Below are 16602 nucleotides of genomic sequence, written 5' to 3' on the forward strand. Positions count from 1 at the left end.
GCGCCCTCAGTAGCGAAACAATCGCCAGGACAACAGCCGGGCCAGCCCGACGATCAGCTTGGCGATCAGGTAATACAGCACCGCCGCGAGGGCGAAGTATTCGAAGGTGCGGAAGGTCTTGACGTTGTATTCCTGGGTGACGCCGGTCAGGTCGTTGTTCAGGCCAACCACCACACCCAGGGAGGTCATCAGCACCGCCCAGACCATCTGGTTGGTCAGCGGGTAGAACACGATGCGCAGCAGTTGCGGCACGATGATCATCCGGTAGGCTTGCCAGGCGCTCATGCCCAGGGAGCGGGCGGCGCGCATCTGGGTACTCGGCACGGCCTTGAGGCCGCCGCGAAAGTTTTCCGCCAGGTAACCGGCGTTGTTGAAGGTGATCCCGGCCAGCAACGCCAGCCAGGAACTGACGTGCAGCCCGAGAGAGCCGAGGCCGAAGTAGAGGATGTAGATCTGGAACAGCGAGGGCGTGTTGCGGGCGATCGACACCCAGCCATTGCCCACGCCGCGCAGCAGCGGATGGCGGGCCTGGCGCATCACCGTCAGCACCAGGGCGATCAGCACGCCGAAGATCATCGACAGCGCCGCGGTCTCGAAGGTGACCCAGGCCCCGGCGAGCATGTCGGGCAGGGCACGCAAGGCCGGGCGCCACTGGAAACTGTAGTCAAACATCGGTCAGGCCCCCATATGGACAGTCGGTTGCAGCCACGTCGGCGGTTGACCGCTGGCCGTTGCGCTGCACGCAGCTTCAACGCACTGCGCAAGGCTGGCGAAGTGCACGCCGCGACCGACCAGACCCGGTGCGTAATGGGCGTATTTGCCGGAGTTGGTCATCAGGGTGGTGGCGCCGGGCGGAATAACCGGCTCGCCCAACATGCACCAGCAGGTGTCGGTGACCAGGAGCGCGCCGAAGGCTTCGATAGCCTGCAGATGGCCCGCTTCGCGAGCCTGTTCCAGTACCGCTCGGCCACAGGTGATCGCCAGCACCACCTCCGGATGTTTGTGGCGGCCTGCGCACAGGGCCGACAGGGCGGCGAATTCGCTGAGGGAAAAATGCGGATTGCCCAGGGAGACCACGTCCACCTGGCGGTGCCGGGCGCTGTTGAGTTCGCGCCAACTGGCGAGCAGGCCGGCAACGCTGACAGTGTCCTGCGGCAAACTGACTCCCGGCTCCAGGACATCGACCGGGTCGAGGGCCTCGGGCGTCACCCCGGCGATGTGGAACAGCGGCGCGGCGCTGGTGGTGGCGAACGCGGCGCCGAAGGCTTTCAAGTCGTCCCGCGTGGGGGCGGCGTGCTCCAGGCCGCGGATCAGTGGAATGCGTCGGCCCGTCAGGCTGCCGATGTGATAACCCAGCAGCGGATAGAAACTGTCGTCCACGGGCCCCAGCGGCGGCACATCGATAATCAGCGCGGCTTTGCGCTGCGCGTCAAGATGGCAGCCGGTCAATGGCGCGCGGCCGCAGAGGGCGATGCAGATGTCCAGGAAGTCCGGGTACTTCTGCGTGCGGGCACCGAGCACGCTGTTGGCGTAGACCACGGCGTTGGATTCGGCCCAGACGATCTGCTCACCAGCCTTGGGCGCGCTGTCGAGCAGGTAGGGGGCACAGGTGAAACTCAACTGCGCCCCCATTGCCATGTAGGCATCCCCCAAGGCGCTGGCTGGCTCACCCAGGGCAGGGTCGACGCCCAGCTCCCGCCAGCGCCGCTGGTCTACGGAAATCGAATTGAGCGTGGTGGGCACGCGCACCTTCGCGCCCCATTGCACCAGTTGTTCGGCAAAACGCAGGCTGGCCGGGCCGGTATAGATGCAGCCATCGATGTGGGCCTGGGTCACATCCAGCAGTTGTGTGGCGCCCTGGATATCGGCCATGCGCAATACAATCTGCATTGCGACCTGGGCCGCCTTGCCGTGGCTGCCGTCCAGCAGCGCCTGGTCCTGTTGGCTGAGGCTGATGGTTGAACCGCTGAGCGCGGGGGTTGGAAAGTCCAGCTCGTGCCAGCCATCGTTGGGGCGCTGACCTGACAAGGTCAGCCGAGCGCCTTCAATGCGCACAGAACCCTGGCCGCGCAACCGCTTGAAGGCCTCGTGCCCGACACACACCACCGGCAGGGAGCGCTGGAAAATTACCTGCGCCACCAGCACGCCCAGGGTCAGGATTTCATCGGCCTCGGCCAGCACCAGGGCCGCAGGGGCGTGGCCGTTGCTGATCAGCTCCATCAGCACGCTGCTGCCGGTGCAGGAGCCACGCCCGCTGGGAATCGCCAGCACGCGCCCGGCCAGGCGTTCGCCGCTCAACGGATGATGGCGGTCAATCACCTCGCCGCTGGCCGGATCGACCCCGCCCCAGAAACTCAGGCCCACATCGGCGTACAGCAGGGCGCCTTGGGCGGCACCCTCCACCAGACTTCGGCCCGTCACACGGGTAGGCGTGCTTGGCATGCTCCAATCCTCAGTAGTAGACCTGCGGCACCACCAGGTCGGCCGGCAGAATATCGGTGCCCACCCATTTGACGAACAGCTCCTTGTAACGGCCAGTGCGCACCTGCTGGTTGACGAAGAGGTTGAGGTAGTTGATCAACCCGTACTCGTTGCGCTTGGCGCCAAGGGACACGTAGTCGATGACATAGGGCGCGTTGCCCGCGATTTTCAGGTTCTTGTACTTGCCCGACTTGATGGTCGCGGCCGCCACGGTGTTGGTCACCACGGTCGCATCGATGTGGCCCTGGGCGACGGCCAGCAGCGTGTCGTTCTGCGACTGGTAGGCGCGGAAACTGCCGCTGCCCCAACTCTTCTGGTCTTTTTCCAGGGCGATGGCTTCGTAGGTGCCGCTGGTGTTACCCAGAGGTTTGCCCTTGAGGTCGTCGTAGCTGTTGATACCGGTATCGTCGCGGGTCAGCACCACCATCTGAAACGCGAAGTAGGGCACGGTCAGGCCCACGGTCTTGGCCCGCTCCAGGGTGTCGGAGGTGGAGGCAACGATCACGTCCGCACGGCCGGAAACCAGCGCCGGGATCCGGTCCGGGAACGGTGTTTCCACCACTTCGGGTTCCACGCCGAGGACTTTCGCCAGGTCGTGGCAATAGTCCACGTCAAAACCAGCGGGTTTATTGCCAGCGTCACGAAAACCCATGGGCGGGAAGTCCAGGGTCACGGCGCAGCGCAGTTTGCCGGAGCCGATGATGTCGTCGAGTTTGTCGGCGTGAGCGGGGGCGATGAAAAGGGGCGTGAGGGCAACGCTCAGGGCTACAGCCAATGCAGGGTTTTTCATAAATGCCTCGCTGTCGAATAAATGCGGATGAAATATCGTATTGAGGATTTCGTATACGATATTAAATAAAGCAAGCAGCGTGCCGGTTTGAGGTTGAGTCAGTGGTCATTGGTAAGGCTTTGATGTGCATACATTAAAAGACGTGGAGCTGCGTCAGACGGCGAACAACGCTTGCGTGCGGTGTTACAGATAGGAGCAATCGCGGTCCCCATGCCCCACCAGGGAACACCGGTCAGCGCTGATTTTCGCGATACTGGCTGGGTGAAAGGCTGGTCAAGGCGCGGAACTGCCGGCTGAACGCGCTGTGATCGGTGTAGCCGCAGCGCAGGGCGATTTCGGTGATGGGCAGGTCGTGGTCCAGTAACAACCGCGAGGCTTCTTCCAGCCGCGCCTTGTGAATCATCTGCCGGGGCGTGAGCTGGAAGATGCGCTTGCAGTGGCGCTCCAACTGCGCCACTGACAACCCGGCGATGGCGGTCAGGTCGGCAAGGCTGATGGGGTGGGCGAAGTGCTGCTTGATATGGGCATCCACCGCCGCCAGTTTGTGGAACGCAGGGTGACTCGACTGCGGCAGTTGCAAGTCCCGGGAAATCCCGGCCAGGCCGACGATCTGGCCGTTGGGCGCATGCAGGGCGAGTTTATGGGTCAGGCACCACACCGGCTGGTTGCCGTAGTACAGGTGCAGTTCGAGCTGGTCGGCCAGTTCCCGGCCGCTGGCCAGCACCCGTCGGTCCTGCTCGGTGTACAGCGGGCCGAAACGCTCGGGAAAAACCTGCTCGGCAGTGAGGCCCAGCAGGTCAGCGCTTTGTTTGAAGCCGCAACGCCGGGCCAGGGTCTGGTTGACGAAGGCATAGCGGGCTTGCCTGTCCTTGATGAAAAACACCACGTCCGACAGGGTGTCGAGCAACGGCGCGATGGGTTGCAGGCTGTTGAGCAGGGTCGGTAAATCGCAGGGGGCGAAGGAAGTGAGCGTGGGGTACATGGTCCAGCATCGCCTTCTGATGGGAGCGAGCGTGCTCGCGGTAGCGCAGTGTCAATCGAAAATACGGGACCTGTCACCTCGCAATCGCACGCTGGTTCGCACAGTTCTTTATGAATGACCCGAAGCAACTGTGGGAGCGAGCCTGCTCGCGATAGCGCCGGTTCAGCAGCATTGATGTTGACTGACACTCCGCTATCGCGAGCAGGCTCGCTCCCACAGGTTGGGCTTGCACGGGCTCAAGTGGGCGGGGTTTCTTGCAGGTGCAGCAAAGTCTCGATCCGCGCCGGGCTGAAGGGCGGGCGCGGCGTGGGTGAGGGCCAGCCGAACAGATGTTCCAGCGCGGCAGCGCAGACCCGCCCCTGGCAGGCCCCCATGCCGCACCGGCTCGCCAGTTTCGCTGCGCGCCAGTCCTGGTGGTCGACCAGCTCGCCATACGGCACGTCTTCGCAGCGGCACACCAGCGTGTCGTCCCGAGCGAGGGTCTTGAGTCGCGCGTTCAGGGCGAAGGCTTTGTTCAAAGCCCGGGCGAAACCCTGCCAGCGTGCCCGGCGAGGCCACAAGCGTTGAGCGGCGACACTATTGCCAACGGCGCTGTGGCCGGCGATGGCGCCTTCCACCAGCGCCAGTTCGCTGCCACCGAAACCGGTGCATTCACCGGCGGCGTAATGGTCGTGGCGGGTGGTCGCTTGCCAGGCGTCAACAGCTAGCGCCTGGCCTTCAAGACCACAGCCCAAGGCCTGGCCGAGCTGAGTATTGGGAATGAGCCCGAACCCACAGGCAAGACGGTCGCAGGCCAGTTCAAGTGTCTTGCCCTGTTGCAGCAAGCGCACGCCCTCAAGCCGCTCGCGACCCAGGGCCTCCAGCACATGCGTGCCGGTGCGGTAGTGTGGATCGAAAAGGCTGAACGACTGCAAAAACTTGCCCGGCCAGCGCGGCAACTGCGCGGCGAAACCAGCGACGGCGCCACGACTGGCCTGCTCGGCGATCCGCAGTACCTGCGCCCCTTGATGTTTGGCGGTGGCGGCGCTGGCCAGCAGCAACGGACCGCTGCCGGCGATCACCAGCCGTTCGCCGCGCACTGGCAGGCCACTCTTGATCAATGCTTGTAAACCACCGACGGCGATCACCCCCGGCAGCGTCCAGCCGGGGAAGGGCAGCAGCAGTTCGCGCGCGCCGGTGCACAGGATCAAGCGCTGGTAGGTGATCTGCCAGCCGCGCTCGGCATCTTCCACCAGCAGGGTTTTATCGGCGGCGCAGGCGATGACGCGGGTGCCGGCGTGGCAGCGCACATTGGCGCAGGCCTGTAATGAGTTGCGCAGACGTCGGGCCTCGGCGGGGAGGTGAGCTTGGGGGCCGTCGCGCCAGATCTGCCCGCCCGGCAATGGATTATCGTCCAGCAGCACAATGCGCATGCCGCTGCTTGCCGCGGCCAGGGCGGCAGCCATGCCGGCGGGGCCGGCGCCGATGATCAACAGGTCGGTGGTTTCGTTCATGGTCGTGTTTGCACCTGCATGCCATCGCGGCATAGCGTCTGGCAGGCCAGGCGTCGATGGCCATCGATCATCACCCGGCATTCCTGGCAAATGCCCATGCCGCACAGAGGCGCGCGGCGCTGGCCGCTGACCGAAGTGCGGCCGCAACCGTCGGCTCCCAGGGCAAGGGCGGCGGCGACGCTGGTGCCGCTGACGACAGTGAGCGGGCGACCATCGAGAAACAGATCAGGCATGGGCCGGTTCTCCCAGAAAACGCTGTGGCAGGTACGGTTGCGTCGCCAGCGGCGAGGTTTCGTTGAACAGTTGCGCGGCCAACAGATCGGCCGTCGCGGGTGCCGTCGTCACGCCCAGGCCTTCGTGACCCACCGCCAGCCACAGGCCAGGGCGTTGCGGATGTTGCCCCACCAGCGGCAGGCCGTCGGGGCTGGCGGCGCGAAAACCGGTCCAGGCGCGGATGCCGTTGAGGTGTGCCAGGCCTGGCATGTAGTCGACAGCACGCTTGAGCATCTTTGCCAGCATCCAGCCTTCCACTTGCGGGTCGACGGTGCCGAACTGTCGCGAGGCACCGATGAACAGCTGCCCGGTCGGACGCGGCTGGATATTGCACGCCACCGATGGACCGCTGGCGTTGTGAGCGCTGGTGACATACCCCAGCTCCACCAGGGTGTGGGAGATGGTGGCGGGGTAACGATCGGTGATCAACAAATGGCCCTTCTTGGCTTCGATCGGCAACTCCGGGCACAGCTCGGTGGCCTGGATGCCATTGGCGAGAATCACCGCTTCTGCGTTCAACCAGCGACCGTCCTCAAGACGCACTCGATGGCCGTCCACTTCAATGGCCTGGGCGCGTTGCTGAGCAATATTGGCCTCGTCCAGCATCCAGCGCGCGGCAGCCGGGGCGTACAGGATCCCGTCGCCCTTGATCAGCAGGCCGCCCTCCAGGCCTTCGCGCAGTTGCGGCTCACGCTGCTGCAGGGCCGCACGCCCGATCAGCTCGCAGTCTTCGCCATGAGCCAGCAGGTTCAGGTACTTGCTATGGGCAACGGCCATTTCCTCGGCATTGGCCGCCAGCCACAGGGTGCCGTTGTTGCGCCAGGCACAGGCGTCGGGCAGGGCCGGGGCCAACTGGCGCCAGCGCTGCAGGGAATATTGACTGAGGGCCAGTTCCGCCGGGTTGTCGTCCAGCACCAGCAAGTGGCCCATGCCGGCAGCCGTGGCGCCGTGCCAACCGGCATCGAGTACCAGGACCTTCAAGCCTCGCCGGGCCAACGTCCGGGCGCAGGCGGCGCCGATGATGCCGGCACCGATGATGATCACATCGGCGACGTGGCCGGCGTTCACGGGACGATGCCCCAGGCGAACGGATCATCCGGCTCAATGACCAGCGTGGTTTCGGCGCTGATGTAGGCGCGGCCGCGAATGGTCGGCACGATGCGCTCGCCGTCGAACTCATAGGAGCCTTCGAATTCACTGCCAATGACACTGGCCTGGCGCCAGATCTGCCCGGGTTGCAGTTTTCCGTCAGCGGCCAGGCACGCCAGTTTGGCGCTGGTGCCGGTGCCGCATGGGGAGCGGTCATACGCCTTGCCGGGGCAGAGCACGAAGTTGCGGCTGTCGGCGTGCGGGTCATCGGCGAACAGTTCGATGTGATCGATCAGGCCCCCGTCCTCACCCCGCAGACCTTGCTGTTCCAAGGCCTGCTGCACGGCGTAGGTATAGGCGGTCAACGCGTCGAGGTTGTCGCCCGCCACGCGCTGGCCATGGTCAGCGATCAGGAAAAACCAGTTGCCGCCCCAGGCCACATCGCCCACCACCGGGCCGATACCGGGCACCTCCAGGCTCAGGGCCTTGCGGTAACGGTAGGCCGGCACATTGCGTACGCTGACCGAACGGTCCTCATGCAAGGTCGCTTGCACCGTGCCCACCGGGGTTTCGACGGTGTGCACGCCAGGGCCGATCTTGCCCAGGTGTGCCAGTGACGTCACCAGGCCGATGGTGCCGTGGCCGCACATGCCCAGGTAGCCGCTGTTGTTGAAGAAGATCACCCCGGCACAGGCGCTCGGGTCCTGCGGCTCACAGAGCAGCGCCCCCACCAGCACATCGCTGCCCCGTGGTTCCAGCACGCAGGCGGTGCGCCAGGCGTCATGCTGTGTCGCTAGACGCTGGCGGCGCTCGGCCATGCTGCCTTGGCCCAGGTCGGGAAAACCGTCGGTGACCAGACGGGTCGGTTCGCCGCCGGTATGGGAATCGATCACGGTAATGCGTTTCATGGGGGGCCACGTCCGTTCAGATGAGTGACGGCAAGCGTGGCCCGCGCTGGGGGGGGACGGCTTGATGGATTTATCTGTCACTCATGACGAAATCGGCACAGCAGCGGCGCATCAATGGCTCGAAGGCAGGAACTCGAACAGCGTCTTGCAAACGCCGGCGATGTGTTCGTCCAGTAACTTCACCGCCCGCTCCACATCACCGGCGCGGCAGGCCGCAAGAATTTCCCGGTGCTCGTGGTCGGCGCGTTCCTTGCCGGCCGAAAGGCTCATCTGCATGCGCAGGTAGCGCTCCAGCTTGTCGTGCACCGAGCGGATCAAACCCACCAGAAAGGGGCGTTGCGCCGGCTCGTAGAGACAGGCATGCAATTGCCAGTTCAGTTCAGCCCAACGACCCACGTCGTCTTCACCGATGAACTCACGGCAGATGCTCTCGGCGCGGACGAAGGTCTCTTCGGTCATGTTGGGAATCGCCAGACGCAGCACTTTGTCTTCCAGCAGCATCCGCACCTCGAACATCTGCGCCAGCTCCGCCTCGGAAATGCGCGTGACCATCGCCCCGCGATTGCGCTGGAACATCACCAGCCCCTCGGCTTCCAGGCGCTTGAGGGCTTCGCGCACGGGAATTTTGCTGACGTTGAACTGCCGGGCGATGTCGTCCTGGCGAATGGGTTCGTCCTCGGCAAAATGCCCGGCCACGATGGCTTCGCGCAGATGACGGGTGATGATTTCCGAAGTGGAAGGGGTGTTGCCCAGATCAGGCAGATTGAACTTGGATAAGGTCACGGCGGCGGTCGTTTGGCTTGGTTGGGGATATGGTATACGACTTTGCCAGCAGTCGCGTTGTGCAGTTGGCACGTGCCAGGAAGGGGTATTTTGCTAGGTTGTGAATGGGAATTTGTGTCAAACAAGAATGAGTTGCTGTATCTTTCGCGACACATTCTTGTCGGCCTCTGGGGGGCTGACGTATTTTCGTTAGGATTGTGCATCGATGCGTCGGATTCTCGTTTCACTGTGTGTGCTCCAGGCTTATTCCGTATCCACGTGGGCAGACGAGCCCATGGCCGCAACCTCCGCACCGGTGGAACTGCAAGCCACGGACATCGTGGGTCTTTCGGATATCGAGTCCGCGCAGGGGCCCGTCAAGGGATACCACGCGACCCGTTCGGCCAGCGCGACACGTACCGACACCGCGATTCATGAAACCCCACAGTCGATTTCCGTGGTTTCGCGCGACGTGGTGGAAGACCTCAGCGCCACCCGGCTGCAAGACGCGCTCGATTACGCCGGCGGGGTCGGCAGGGCGAACAACTTCGGTGGCCAGGGCCTGACCACGTTCACGGTCCGTGGCTTTACCACGGGCGAGTTCTACCGCAACGGTTTCCCGATCAACCGCGGTTACCCGAACATGCCAGATGCCAACACCATCGAGCGCCTGGAAGTGCTGCGCGGCCCGGCGACGATGTTGTACGGTCGCGGCGATCCAGGCGGCACCTTCAACGTGGTGTCCAAGCAGCCATTGGCCGAACGCACTGTGACCCTGGGCAGCCAGGTCAGCGACCAGGGCATGCGTCGCGGGACTCTGGATGCCTCAGGCCCGCTGGACGAAGAAGGGCGCCTGGCGTATCGCCTGAACGTGATCGGCGAGGGCGGCGATACGTTCCGTGACCACGTCGAGACCGAACGCTACGGCATTGCGCCGGTGGTGACCTGGCAGGTCAACGACACCACGCGCCTGACCTTCGAAGGCGACTTCATGCGCAACAATGCGCCGCTGGACCGTGGCCTGACCCATTACGCCGGTCAGCGCGGCACCGCCTCGCGCGATACGTTCTTCGGCGAAAAAGACGCCGGCAAGTTGCACAACGACAACAACATGCTGCAGGTGCGTTTCGAGCACATGCTCAACGACGACTGGACCTTGGCCGGCGGTACCCAATGGCTGGACGGCACCCTGCAGGGCAACGCGGTGGAAGGCAACGGTATCGCCGCCGACGGGCGTACCCTGGGGCGCAATTTCAACTATCGCAAGCTGGAGTGGACTGACCGGGACACCCAACTCAACCTCACCGGGCATTTTTCCACTGGCGGGTTCGAGCACACGCTGTTGACCGGCATCGAGTATGAAGATTACGACTACCAGTCCATCATCAAACGTTCCGCCGCGGGGAGCAGTGCTTATCCGATCGATATCTTCGATCCGGTGTATGGCCAGCCACGCCCGGCGCTGACACGCACGCCCACCGATGATCAGGAAAACCTCAAGACGTTTGGCGTATTCGTGCAGGATCAGGTGGCGCTGACTGAGCGCTTGAAGCTGTTGGCCGGGGCACGTTTTGAGCGGTTTGAGCATCAGTACGAGAGTTTCGTCCCTCAGACCCCGCCTGGTAGTCGGAACTGGGACGTCACCGACAGCGCGGTCACCCCGCGCCTGGGTGTGATCTACGATTTGACCGACACCGTGGCTGTCTATGCCAATACCGCGCGCTCGTTCAAACCCAACAACGGTGCCAGTCGCGAAGGCGGCGGGTTCAAGCCGGAAGAGGGCAAGTCTTATGAGATGGGGATCAAGTGGGAAGCCTTGGATCGTCAGTTGAGTGTCGATGCGGCGGTGTACCAGATCGAAAAACGTAATGTGCTCACCACTGACCCAGTGGATTCCACCTTCAGCGTGGCCGCTGGCGAAGTGCGCAGCCGTGGTTTTGACCTGAACGTGGCGGGCAATTTGACGCCGGAGTGGCGCGTGATTGGTGGTTACGCGTATGTGGATGCCGAAGTGACCAAGGACATCAATATCCCGTCCGGCACCCGCTTGCTCAACGTGCCCAAAAACACCTTCAGCCTGTTGAACGTCTATGAGTTCCAGGATGGCGGCCTCAAAGGGCTGGGCCTGGGACTAGGCGCCAAGTATGTGGATGAACGGGCCGGCCAGACGGCGGCGACTGCGTTCTCCATGGACAGCTACACGGTGGTGGACCTGCTCGGCTACTACAAGGTCAACGAGCGGATCCGCCTCAACCTGGACCTGAAGAACCTGTTCGACGCCGACTACGAAGAAGGCGCTTTCGGTAACGTCTATGCCTACCCAGGTGCACCGCGAACCGTGCAGGCCGGCATCTCCTATACGCTCTGAACTCCAGGCGTCATGAAAACCCCGGAGGTTGTGCCTGCGGGGTTTTTCTTTTTACCACTTGCCCGTGCTCATCCCGCCGTCTACCGGCAGTATCGCGCCGGTCGTGAAATCAGCGCCCGCCAGGTACAACACGGCCTCGGCAATTTCCTCGATGGTACCGACGCGACCGGACGGGGCCAGGTTGTTGAGGAAGTCGCGGTGCGCCGGGTCATGCATGGGCGTGTCGATGATGCCGGGGGCGACCGCGTTGACCTTGATGTTGTGCGGCGAAAGCTCCAGCGCCAGGGCACGGGTCATCTGGTTGACCCCGCCTTTGATCAACACCGGCAGCGCCGCCGGCACCTGGATGTTCGGTTGCAGGGCCACGGCGGCGGAGATGTTGATGATGAAACCCTGCTGACGACCGATCATGTGTGCGGCAGCCGCCTGGCTGGCGTAGACCAGACCCTTGAGGTTGGTGTCCAGCAGCGCTTCCAGGTCCTGGGGGCTGTATTCGATGAAAGGTTTTGGCAGGAAGAAGCCGGCGTTGTTCACCAGCCCGTCCACGGCCCCGAAGGTTTCGATGGCTTTGTTGATGAGACGGGTTGAAGTCGCCGGGTCAGCGATATCACCGGCCACGCCAATGAAGTTCGCCGGATGGCTGAGCTGTTGCGCCGCGCTGTCCAGGCCGGACTGAGAGCGGGCATTGCCCACCACGTTATAGCCCCGATCCAGGAACGCCTGGACCAGACCCAGGCCGATGCCACTGGAGGCGCCGGTGATGATGACGGTTTTGTTGAGGCTCATGATTGGACTCCTGATCAATTGAATTGAAACCGTTGCGCCGATGTTGGCGGTGGTTGAGATCAGGGTATTGATGCGCTTGGGTTTGATAAATGCGGGGGCTGGTACTTGAGTTGATACGTCATGTAATTAATTCAATGTGGGAGCGAGCCTGCTCGCGATGACGGTATTCCAGCCAACATCAATGTGACGGGTCCATCGCCATCGCGAGCAGGCTCGCTCCCACAGGGTTAATCATCAGGCACAAAAAAGCCCGGTCAGTTGGACCGGGCTCGGGAAGGTAGAACCGTCACTCTTTGGGCAAGCTTCGGTATTGCGTCGTCGTCATACCCGCGTAACCCCAGTTATCGGTGTCGACTTCCTCGATCACGATGTGGGTCAAGTGCGGGTCCTTGCCCAGCACCCGCTGCAGGGTTTCGGTGATCTCGGAAATGACCTGGGCTTTCTGTTCGCGAGTGACGCCGTCGCGGGTTATACGCACATTGACGAAAGGCATGATGCACTCCTGCTGATGAGAAATGAGCGCAGGAGGTTCCCGCGCCACGGGGGCCACTATATTTATACGCCTGCGGCTGATAAACAGGTGTCTGGAACTTTCAGTTGATACGCGGTGTAACGAATCATGAAGCGTCATTTCGAAGACCTGCAGTTGGGCAGCATAGAACTGTTCTGCCTGGCGGCGGAGGCAGGGAGTTTCACTGCGGCGGCGCAGCTTGCCGGTGTGACTCCGGCGGCGGTGAGTCGCTCGATTTTTCGTCTGGAGGAGCGCCTGGGTTCGCGTCTTTTCGTGCGCACCACACGCAGCATTCGGCTGACGGAAGCCGGCAAGACCTATTTCGAGCAATGCCGGCAAGCGCTGACGCAACTGGTGGAGGCGCAACAGGAGATGATGGGCGCGCAATCGGTGCCGTCCGGGCAACTGCGCATCAGCCTGCCCACCACCTATGGTCATCACCGCATCCTGCCCTTGCTGCCGGCCTTTCGGGCGCTGTACCCGCAAGTGACGGTGGACCTGCACCTGAGCAACCGAAACATCGACTTCGTTGCCGAAGGTTATGACCTCGCCATCCGGGTGCGAGCACAACCCGACTCATCGATGATCGCCCGACTGCTGGAAGACGCGAAATTGGTGGTGGTCGCGTCCCCGGATTACTTGCGCAAGGCCGGCACGCCGCAGGTCCTTGAAGATCTGGACGACCATGAGTGCATCCAGTTCGAATTGCCCAGCAGCGGCCGGCGGATTTCCTGGTTGTTCAATGTCGACGGCAAGGAAAAGGAGGTGTTCGGCGAAGGAGGGTATTGCTGTTCGGACGATGTGCTCGGCGGCGTGACGCTGGCCAAACATGGCGCCGGCTTGTTCCAGACCTACAAATTCATCGTGGAGCAGGAGCTGGCCAACGGGCAATTGGTGGAGGTACTTGCGCCTTTCGCGGGGCGCTCACGTCCGTTCACCTTGCTGTATCCCCACGGTCGGTACGTGCCGCAGCGGGTGCGCGCCTTTGTCGATTTCCTGCTGCAGTACCGGGAGCAGTGGGCGGCGGATTGAAGTAACGGTGACCTGTGGCGAGGGGATAAATCCCCTCGCCACATTGAATCCCTGCCGCTTCAAGTTAACTAACGGCGCCCACGGAGATTTTTAGCTCAGAACCGAAACGCCTGCCGCCCAATCAGCAGCCACTTGCCATTCTTCTGCTTCTGCCAGATCTGAAAGTTCTCAATTTCCGTCGGAACCACTTCGGTGCCTTTGAGCGCTTGCGCGGAGAAGTGGTGACGCACCAGGGCCACATCGCCTGACAGGGTGATTTTCTGATCCTTCATCTCCAGGGTCTTGAACGCGCTCTTGCCGGTTTCGATGTCGGCAATGAAGGCTTTCTTGTCCTGAATCTTCCCGCTGGAGTGCCCGTAGGTCAGGTTTTCGGCGGCCAGTGCCTGGAGTTGTGGGATGTCTTTGTGCAGCATGGCTTGGGTCAGATGGTCGACGGCCTGGGCCACTTCCTGCTCGGCCGATGAAGAGGCAGCCGCGACGTAGCCGCTGAACAGGCACAGAAAGCTGATGACCAATGTGGCTTTTTTCATGGGTATTTCCTTATTTTTGTAGGTATCGGAGCGGATTAGCGTTTTCGGCTGATCTCGTCTGTCATCGTACAACTTGTTTGGGGTGACGGGAATAGGTCGTCAAGTTTGGTCACTGCGGAGGGCGACATCGGTGGGCTTCAGATTCAGAGACCCTCGCGAACGGCCCCGCGAATGCCCTCCAGCAACATGGCAAACGCCGGGTTGTCATTGTCCTGGCGCCATACCAGGTGCAACTCGCTTTGTACCCCTTCACCCAGATCGATCTCACGAAACACCACCTGCCTGAACACCACGCTGGTGGCACACCGGGGCACCAGTGCCAGACCCATGCCGGCGTTAACCAGCGCCAGGATCGTCAGTGAGGAACCCAGCCATTGCACGAACTGCGGTGCAACGCGGGCCGAGCGCAGCATGCCGGTGAGCAGTTCGTTGAAAGGTGGGTAGGCGGAGTGGGAGTACATCAGGAAGGGTTCACCGTCGAGATCTTCGACGCCCACCGAATCGGCGCTGGCCAGCGGATGCCCGACGGGCACGGCCAGGACGAACGGTTCGCGCACGAGGCACTCGGTGGCGTAGCCGGTTTCCAGCAGTGGCGAGCGGACGATCCCCAGGTCGATGCGGCGAGCGCGCAGGGCCTCGTGTTGCTGGTAGGTGTTCATCTCCGACAGAACGATTTTTACCTGGGGTTGCTTCAAGCGGGCTTCGGCGATGACTTTGGGTAGAAACTCATACACCGCGCTGCCGACGAAGCTGATGGTGACTGAGCCGATGTCGCCCTGGGCAAACCGCTTGGCGGCCACGGCGGCTTGTTGCGCCTGCTCCAGCAGGTTCTGCGCTTCGATGAAAAACGCCCGTCCGGCGGCGGTGAGCGCCACGCTGCGAGTGCTGCGGGTGAACAGTTCGACACCCAGGTGATGTTCCAGCAACTGGATCTGCCGACTCAGCGGAGGCTGGGTCATGTTCAGACGTTCGGCGGCGCGACGGAAGTTGAGTTCGGTCGCCACCGTGGTGAAGCAGCGTAGTTGGGCCAGTTCAAACATTGATTCGATCCAGGTATCAATCAAGTGCCAAGTTAGATTAGACGGGAACAATACCCACCGTCCATCATCGACCCGTCCTCTACAAAAACAATGATCGGAGCCGCTGCATGAAGATCACCCGCGTCACCGTCACACCCATCGCCTTTCGCGATCCGCCGCTGCTCAACGCCAGCGGCATTCATGAGCCCTACGCATTGCGTTCGATCATCGAGATCGAGAGCGACAACGGGTACATCGGCCTGGGCGAGAGTTACGGCGATGCGCCGGCCCTGGCGATCCAGCAGCAATTGCAAAGCCAGTTGATCGGGCTCGACCCGTTCAACCTCAACCAGTTGCGGGCCATCGTCCAGGCCACCGTGGCCGCCCACCGGCCCGCCAGCGTTGCCGGTGCGGAACTGGCGCCGGGTTCCCATGCGAGCAAGGCGGTGAGCAATGCTTACTCAGCGTTTGAAGTGGCCTGCCTGGACCTGCAAGCCCATTACCTGAACGTGCCGCTGGTGGATCTGCTGGGCGGGGCGATTCGGGATGAGATCCCGTTCAGCGCCTATCTGTTTTTCAAGTACGCCGAGCACGTCGATTCGCCGTATCCGCCGGACAGCTGGGGCGAGGCGCTCAACGAACAGCAGATCGTCGCCCAGGCCCGGCGCATGATCCAGGACTACGGCTTCAAGAGTATCAAGCTCAAGGCTGGCACCCTGGAGCCGGAACACGAGGTTTCCTGCATCAAGGCGTTGAAGCAGGCGTTTCCCGGCTACCCGCTGCGCATCGATCCCAATGGTAACTGGTCGCTGGAAACCTCCATTCGCATGGCCGAGCTGCTGGGCGATGACCTGCAATATTACGAAGACCCTACACCAGGGCTCGAAGGCATGGCCGAACTGCACAAGCGCACGGGCCTGCCGCTGGCGACCAATATGGTGGTCACCGATTTCGACGAGTTCCGTCGCAGCGTGGCGCTGAACAGCGTGCAGATCGTCTTGGCCGACCATCATTACTGGGGCGGGCTGCGAGACACCCAGGCGCTGGCGAAAATGTGCGACACCTTTGGCCTGGGCGTGTCGATGCATTCGAACTCCCACCTGGGCATCAGCCTGATGGCCATGGCCCACGTCGCGGCTTCGGTGCCGAACCTGGATTACGCCTGTGACACCCATTACCCGTGGCAGGAACCGGATGAAGAGGTGATCAAGGGCGGCAAGCTGCCGATTGTCGATGGTTGCGTGAAAATCACCCGTGCGCCGGGGCTTGGACTGGAGCTGGACCGCGATCAACTGGGCAAGCTGCATGAGCAGTTCCTCAGTTGCGGCATCCGCCAGCGCGACGATGTGCGGCAGATGCAGCGCTACAAGCCGGACTGGAAAACCGTCAAACCGAGGTTCTGAGTCAAGGATCCTGTGGGAGCGAGCCTGCTCGCGATGGCGTTGGGTCAGCAGCATTTAGGGTGGCTGACACACCGCCATCGCGAGCAGGCTCGCTCCCACCTTAGTTTCAGGGTTAGGCCCTAAGTATTGCCCCTCCGTCACATCGCAGTCTTACACCCAAACTGCCGCGCCGGGC

General features: G+C 62.6%; 16 protein-coding genes. 3 read left to right on the forward strand and 13 right to left on the reverse strand.

From position 1 onward, the window contains the following. Positions 1 to 6: 6 nt before the first annotated feature. From CRX69_RS05545 to CRX69_RS05585, 9 genes are all read right to left on the reverse strand, one after another. Positions 7 to 672: an amino acid ABC transporter permease gene (locus CRX69_RS05545; protein WP_047228974.1), complete on the reverse strand. Its 666-nt coding sequence runs from the start codon at positions 670 to 672 to the stop codon at positions 7 to 9. A gap of 3 nt (positions 673 to 675) precedes the next feature. Then, on the reverse strand, positions 676 to 2442 hold the full coding sequence (gene lhpI / locus CRX69_RS05550; RefSeq protein ID WP_107321690.1) for a cis-3-hydroxy-L-proline dehydratase: 1767 nt from the start codon (positions 2440 to 2442) through the stop codon (positions 676 to 678). A gap of 10 nt (positions 2443 to 2452) precedes the next feature. After that, a complete protein-coding gene (locus CRX69_RS05555; protein ID WP_107321691.1) occupies positions 2453 to 3271 on the reverse strand; it encodes an ABC transporter substrate-binding protein in 819 nt (272 codons plus the stop codon). Positions 3272 to 3503: 232 nt separating this feature from the next. Beyond that, positions 3504 to 4253 carry an AraC family transcriptional regulator gene (locus CRX69_RS05560; RefSeq protein WP_076385191.1) on the reverse strand — a complete coding sequence of 250 codons (750 nt, stop codon included), beginning with the start codon at positions 4251 to 4253 and terminating at the stop codon, positions 3504 to 3506. Between the two features lie 236 nt (positions 4254 to 4489). Beyond that, positions 4490 to 5746, reverse strand: a complete 1257-nt coding sequence (locus tag CRX69_RS05565; RefSeq protein ID WP_107321692.1) for an NAD(P)/FAD-dependent oxidoreductase — start codon at positions 5744 to 5746, stop codon at positions 4490 to 4492. Continuing rightward, a complete protein-coding gene (locus CRX69_RS05570; RefSeq protein ID WP_076385187.1) occupies positions 5743 to 5979 on the reverse strand; it encodes a 2Fe-2S iron-sulfur cluster-binding protein in 237 nt (78 codons plus the stop codon). The genes CRX69_RS05565 and CRX69_RS05570 overlap by 4 nt, the downstream gene beginning before the upstream one ends. Further along, positions 5972 to 7087 carry an NAD(P)/FAD-dependent oxidoreductase gene (locus CRX69_RS05575; protein WP_107321693.1) on the reverse strand — a complete coding sequence of 372 codons (1116 nt, stop codon included), beginning with the start codon at positions 7085 to 7087 and terminating at the stop codon, positions 5972 to 5974. The genes CRX69_RS05570 and CRX69_RS05575 overlap by 8 nt, the downstream gene beginning before the upstream one ends. Further along, entirely contained in the window at positions 7084 to 8016 is a 933-nt protein-coding gene (locus tag CRX69_RS05580; protein ID WP_047228981.1) for a 4-hydroxyproline epimerase, read from the reverse strand. The genes CRX69_RS05575 and CRX69_RS05580 overlap by 4 nt, the downstream gene beginning before the upstream one ends. Positions 8017 to 8127: 111 nt before the next feature. Continuing rightward, entirely contained in the window at positions 8128 to 8799 is a 672-nt protein-coding gene (locus tag CRX69_RS05585) for a GntR family transcriptional regulator (RefSeq protein ID WP_047228982.1), read from the reverse strand. A 205-nt stretch (positions 8800 to 9004) separates the two neighbouring features. Here CRX69_RS05585 and CRX69_RS05590 point away from each other — a divergent pair, with 205 nt between their 5' ends. After that, positions 9005 to 11146 carry a TonB-dependent siderophore receptor gene (locus CRX69_RS05590; protein WP_107321694.1) on the forward strand — a complete coding sequence of 714 codons (2142 nt, stop codon included), beginning with the start codon at positions 9005 to 9007 and terminating at the stop codon, positions 11144 to 11146. A 51-nt stretch (positions 11147 to 11197) separates the two neighbouring features. On the opposite strand, the gene CRX69_RS05595 is transcribed toward CRX69_RS05590, so the two are convergent. Both CRX69_RS05595 and CRX69_RS05600 read right to left on the reverse strand, forming a co-directional pair. Then, on the reverse strand, positions 11198 to 11932 hold the full coding sequence (locus CRX69_RS05595) for an SDR family NAD(P)-dependent oxidoreductase (RefSeq protein WP_107321695.1): 735 nt from the start codon (positions 11930 to 11932) through the stop codon (positions 11198 to 11200). Between the two features lie 286 nt (positions 11933 to 12218). Continuing rightward, on the reverse strand, positions 12219 to 12425 hold the full coding sequence (locus tag CRX69_RS05600) for a tautomerase family protein (RefSeq protein ID WP_003202537.1): 207 nt from the start codon (positions 12423 to 12425) through the stop codon (positions 12219 to 12221). 126 nt (positions 12426 to 12551) lie between these two features. Here CRX69_RS05600 and CRX69_RS05605 point away from each other — a divergent pair, with 126 nt between their 5' ends. Further along, positions 12552 to 13475 (forward strand): LysR family transcriptional regulator, encoded by a 924-nt coding sequence (locus tag CRX69_RS05605; RefSeq protein ID WP_107321696.1) that lies wholly within the window; start codon positions 12552 to 12554, stop codon positions 13473 to 13475. Positions 13476 to 13570: 95 nt separating this feature from the next. On the opposite strand, the gene CRX69_RS05610 is transcribed toward CRX69_RS05605, so the two are convergent. Next, positions 13571 to 14005 carry a nuclear transport factor 2 family protein gene (locus CRX69_RS05610; RefSeq protein ID WP_047228987.1) on the reverse strand — a complete coding sequence of 145 codons (435 nt, stop codon included), beginning with the start codon at positions 14003 to 14005 and terminating at the stop codon, positions 13571 to 13573. 143 nt (positions 14006 to 14148) lie between these two features. Continuing rightward, positions 14149 to 15045: a LysR family transcriptional regulator gene (locus CRX69_RS05615; RefSeq protein ID WP_047228988.1), complete on the reverse strand. Its 897-nt coding sequence runs from the start codon at positions 15043 to 15045 to the stop codon at positions 14149 to 14151. Positions 15046 to 15152: 107 nt separating this feature from the next. On the opposite strand from CRX69_RS05615, the gene CRX69_RS05620 reads away from it, so the two are divergent. Further along, the gene (locus tag CRX69_RS05620; protein WP_047228989.1) at positions 15153 to 16427 is read left to right on the forward strand and encodes a glucarate dehydratase family protein; all 1275 of its coding nucleotides are present in this window, start codon (positions 15153 to 15155) and stop codon (positions 16425 to 16427) included. Positions 16428 to 16602: the final 175 nt, after the last annotated feature.

Origin of the sequence: Pseudomonas rhizophila (assembly GCF_003033885.1) — a bacterium.
Classification (GTDB): domain Bacteria; phylum Pseudomonadota; class Gammaproteobacteria; order Pseudomonadales; family Pseudomonadaceae; genus Aquipseudomonas; species Aquipseudomonas rhizophila.

Coding starts and splice junctions, on each gene's coding strand:
- CRX69_RS05605 (WP_107321696.1), top strand. CDS start 12,552: ATGAAGCGTCATTTCGAAGACCTGCAGTTGGGCAGCATAGAACTGTTC.
- CRX69_RS05570 (WP_076385187.1), bottom strand. CDS start 5,979: ATGCCTGATCTGTTTCTCGATGGTCGCCCGCTCACTGTCGTCAGCGGC.
- CRX69_RS05555 (WP_107321691.1), bottom strand. CDS start 3,271: ATGAAAAACCCTGCATTGGCTGTAGCCCTGAGCGTTGCCCTCACGCCC.
- CRX69_RS05545 (WP_047228974.1), bottom strand. CDS start 672: ATGTTTGACTACAGTTTCCAGTGGCGCCCGGCCTTGCGTGCCCTGCCC.
- CRX69_RS05590 (WP_107321694.1), top strand. CDS start 9,005: ATGCGTCGGATTCTCGTTTCACTGTGTGTGCTCCAGGCTTATTCCGTA.
- lhpI (WP_107321690.1), bottom strand. CDS start 2,442: ATGCCAAGCACGCCTACCCGTGTGACGGGCCGAAGTCTGGTGGAGGGT.
- CRX69_RS05565 (WP_107321692.1), bottom strand. CDS start 5,746: ATGAACGAAACCACCGACCTGTTGATCATCGGCGCCGGCCCCGCCGGC.
- CRX69_RS05580 (WP_047228981.1), bottom strand. CDS start 8,016: ATGAAACGCATTACCGTGATCGATTCCCATACCGGCGGCGAACCGACC.
- CRX69_RS05560 (WP_076385191.1), bottom strand. CDS start 4,253: ATGTACCCCACGCTCACTTCCTTCGCCCCCTGCGATTTACCGACCCTG.
- CRX69_RS05615 (WP_047228988.1), bottom strand. CDS start 15,045: ATGTTTGAACTGGCCCAACTACGCTGCTTCACCACGGTGGCGACCGAA.
- CRX69_RS05595 (WP_107321695.1), bottom strand. CDS start 11,932: ATGAGCCTCAACAAAACCGTCATCATCACCGGCGCCTCCAGTGGCATC.
- CRX69_RS05610 (WP_047228987.1), bottom strand. CDS start 14,005: ATGAAAAAAGCCACATTGGTCATCAGCTTTCTGTGCCTGTTCAGCGGC.
- CRX69_RS05620 (WP_047228989.1), top strand. CDS start 15,153: ATGAAGATCACCCGCGTCACCGTCACACCCATCGCCTTTCGCGATCCG.
- CRX69_RS05600 (WP_003202537.1), bottom strand. CDS start 12,425: ATGCCTTTCGTCAATGTGCGTATAACCCGCGACGGCGTCACTCGCGAA.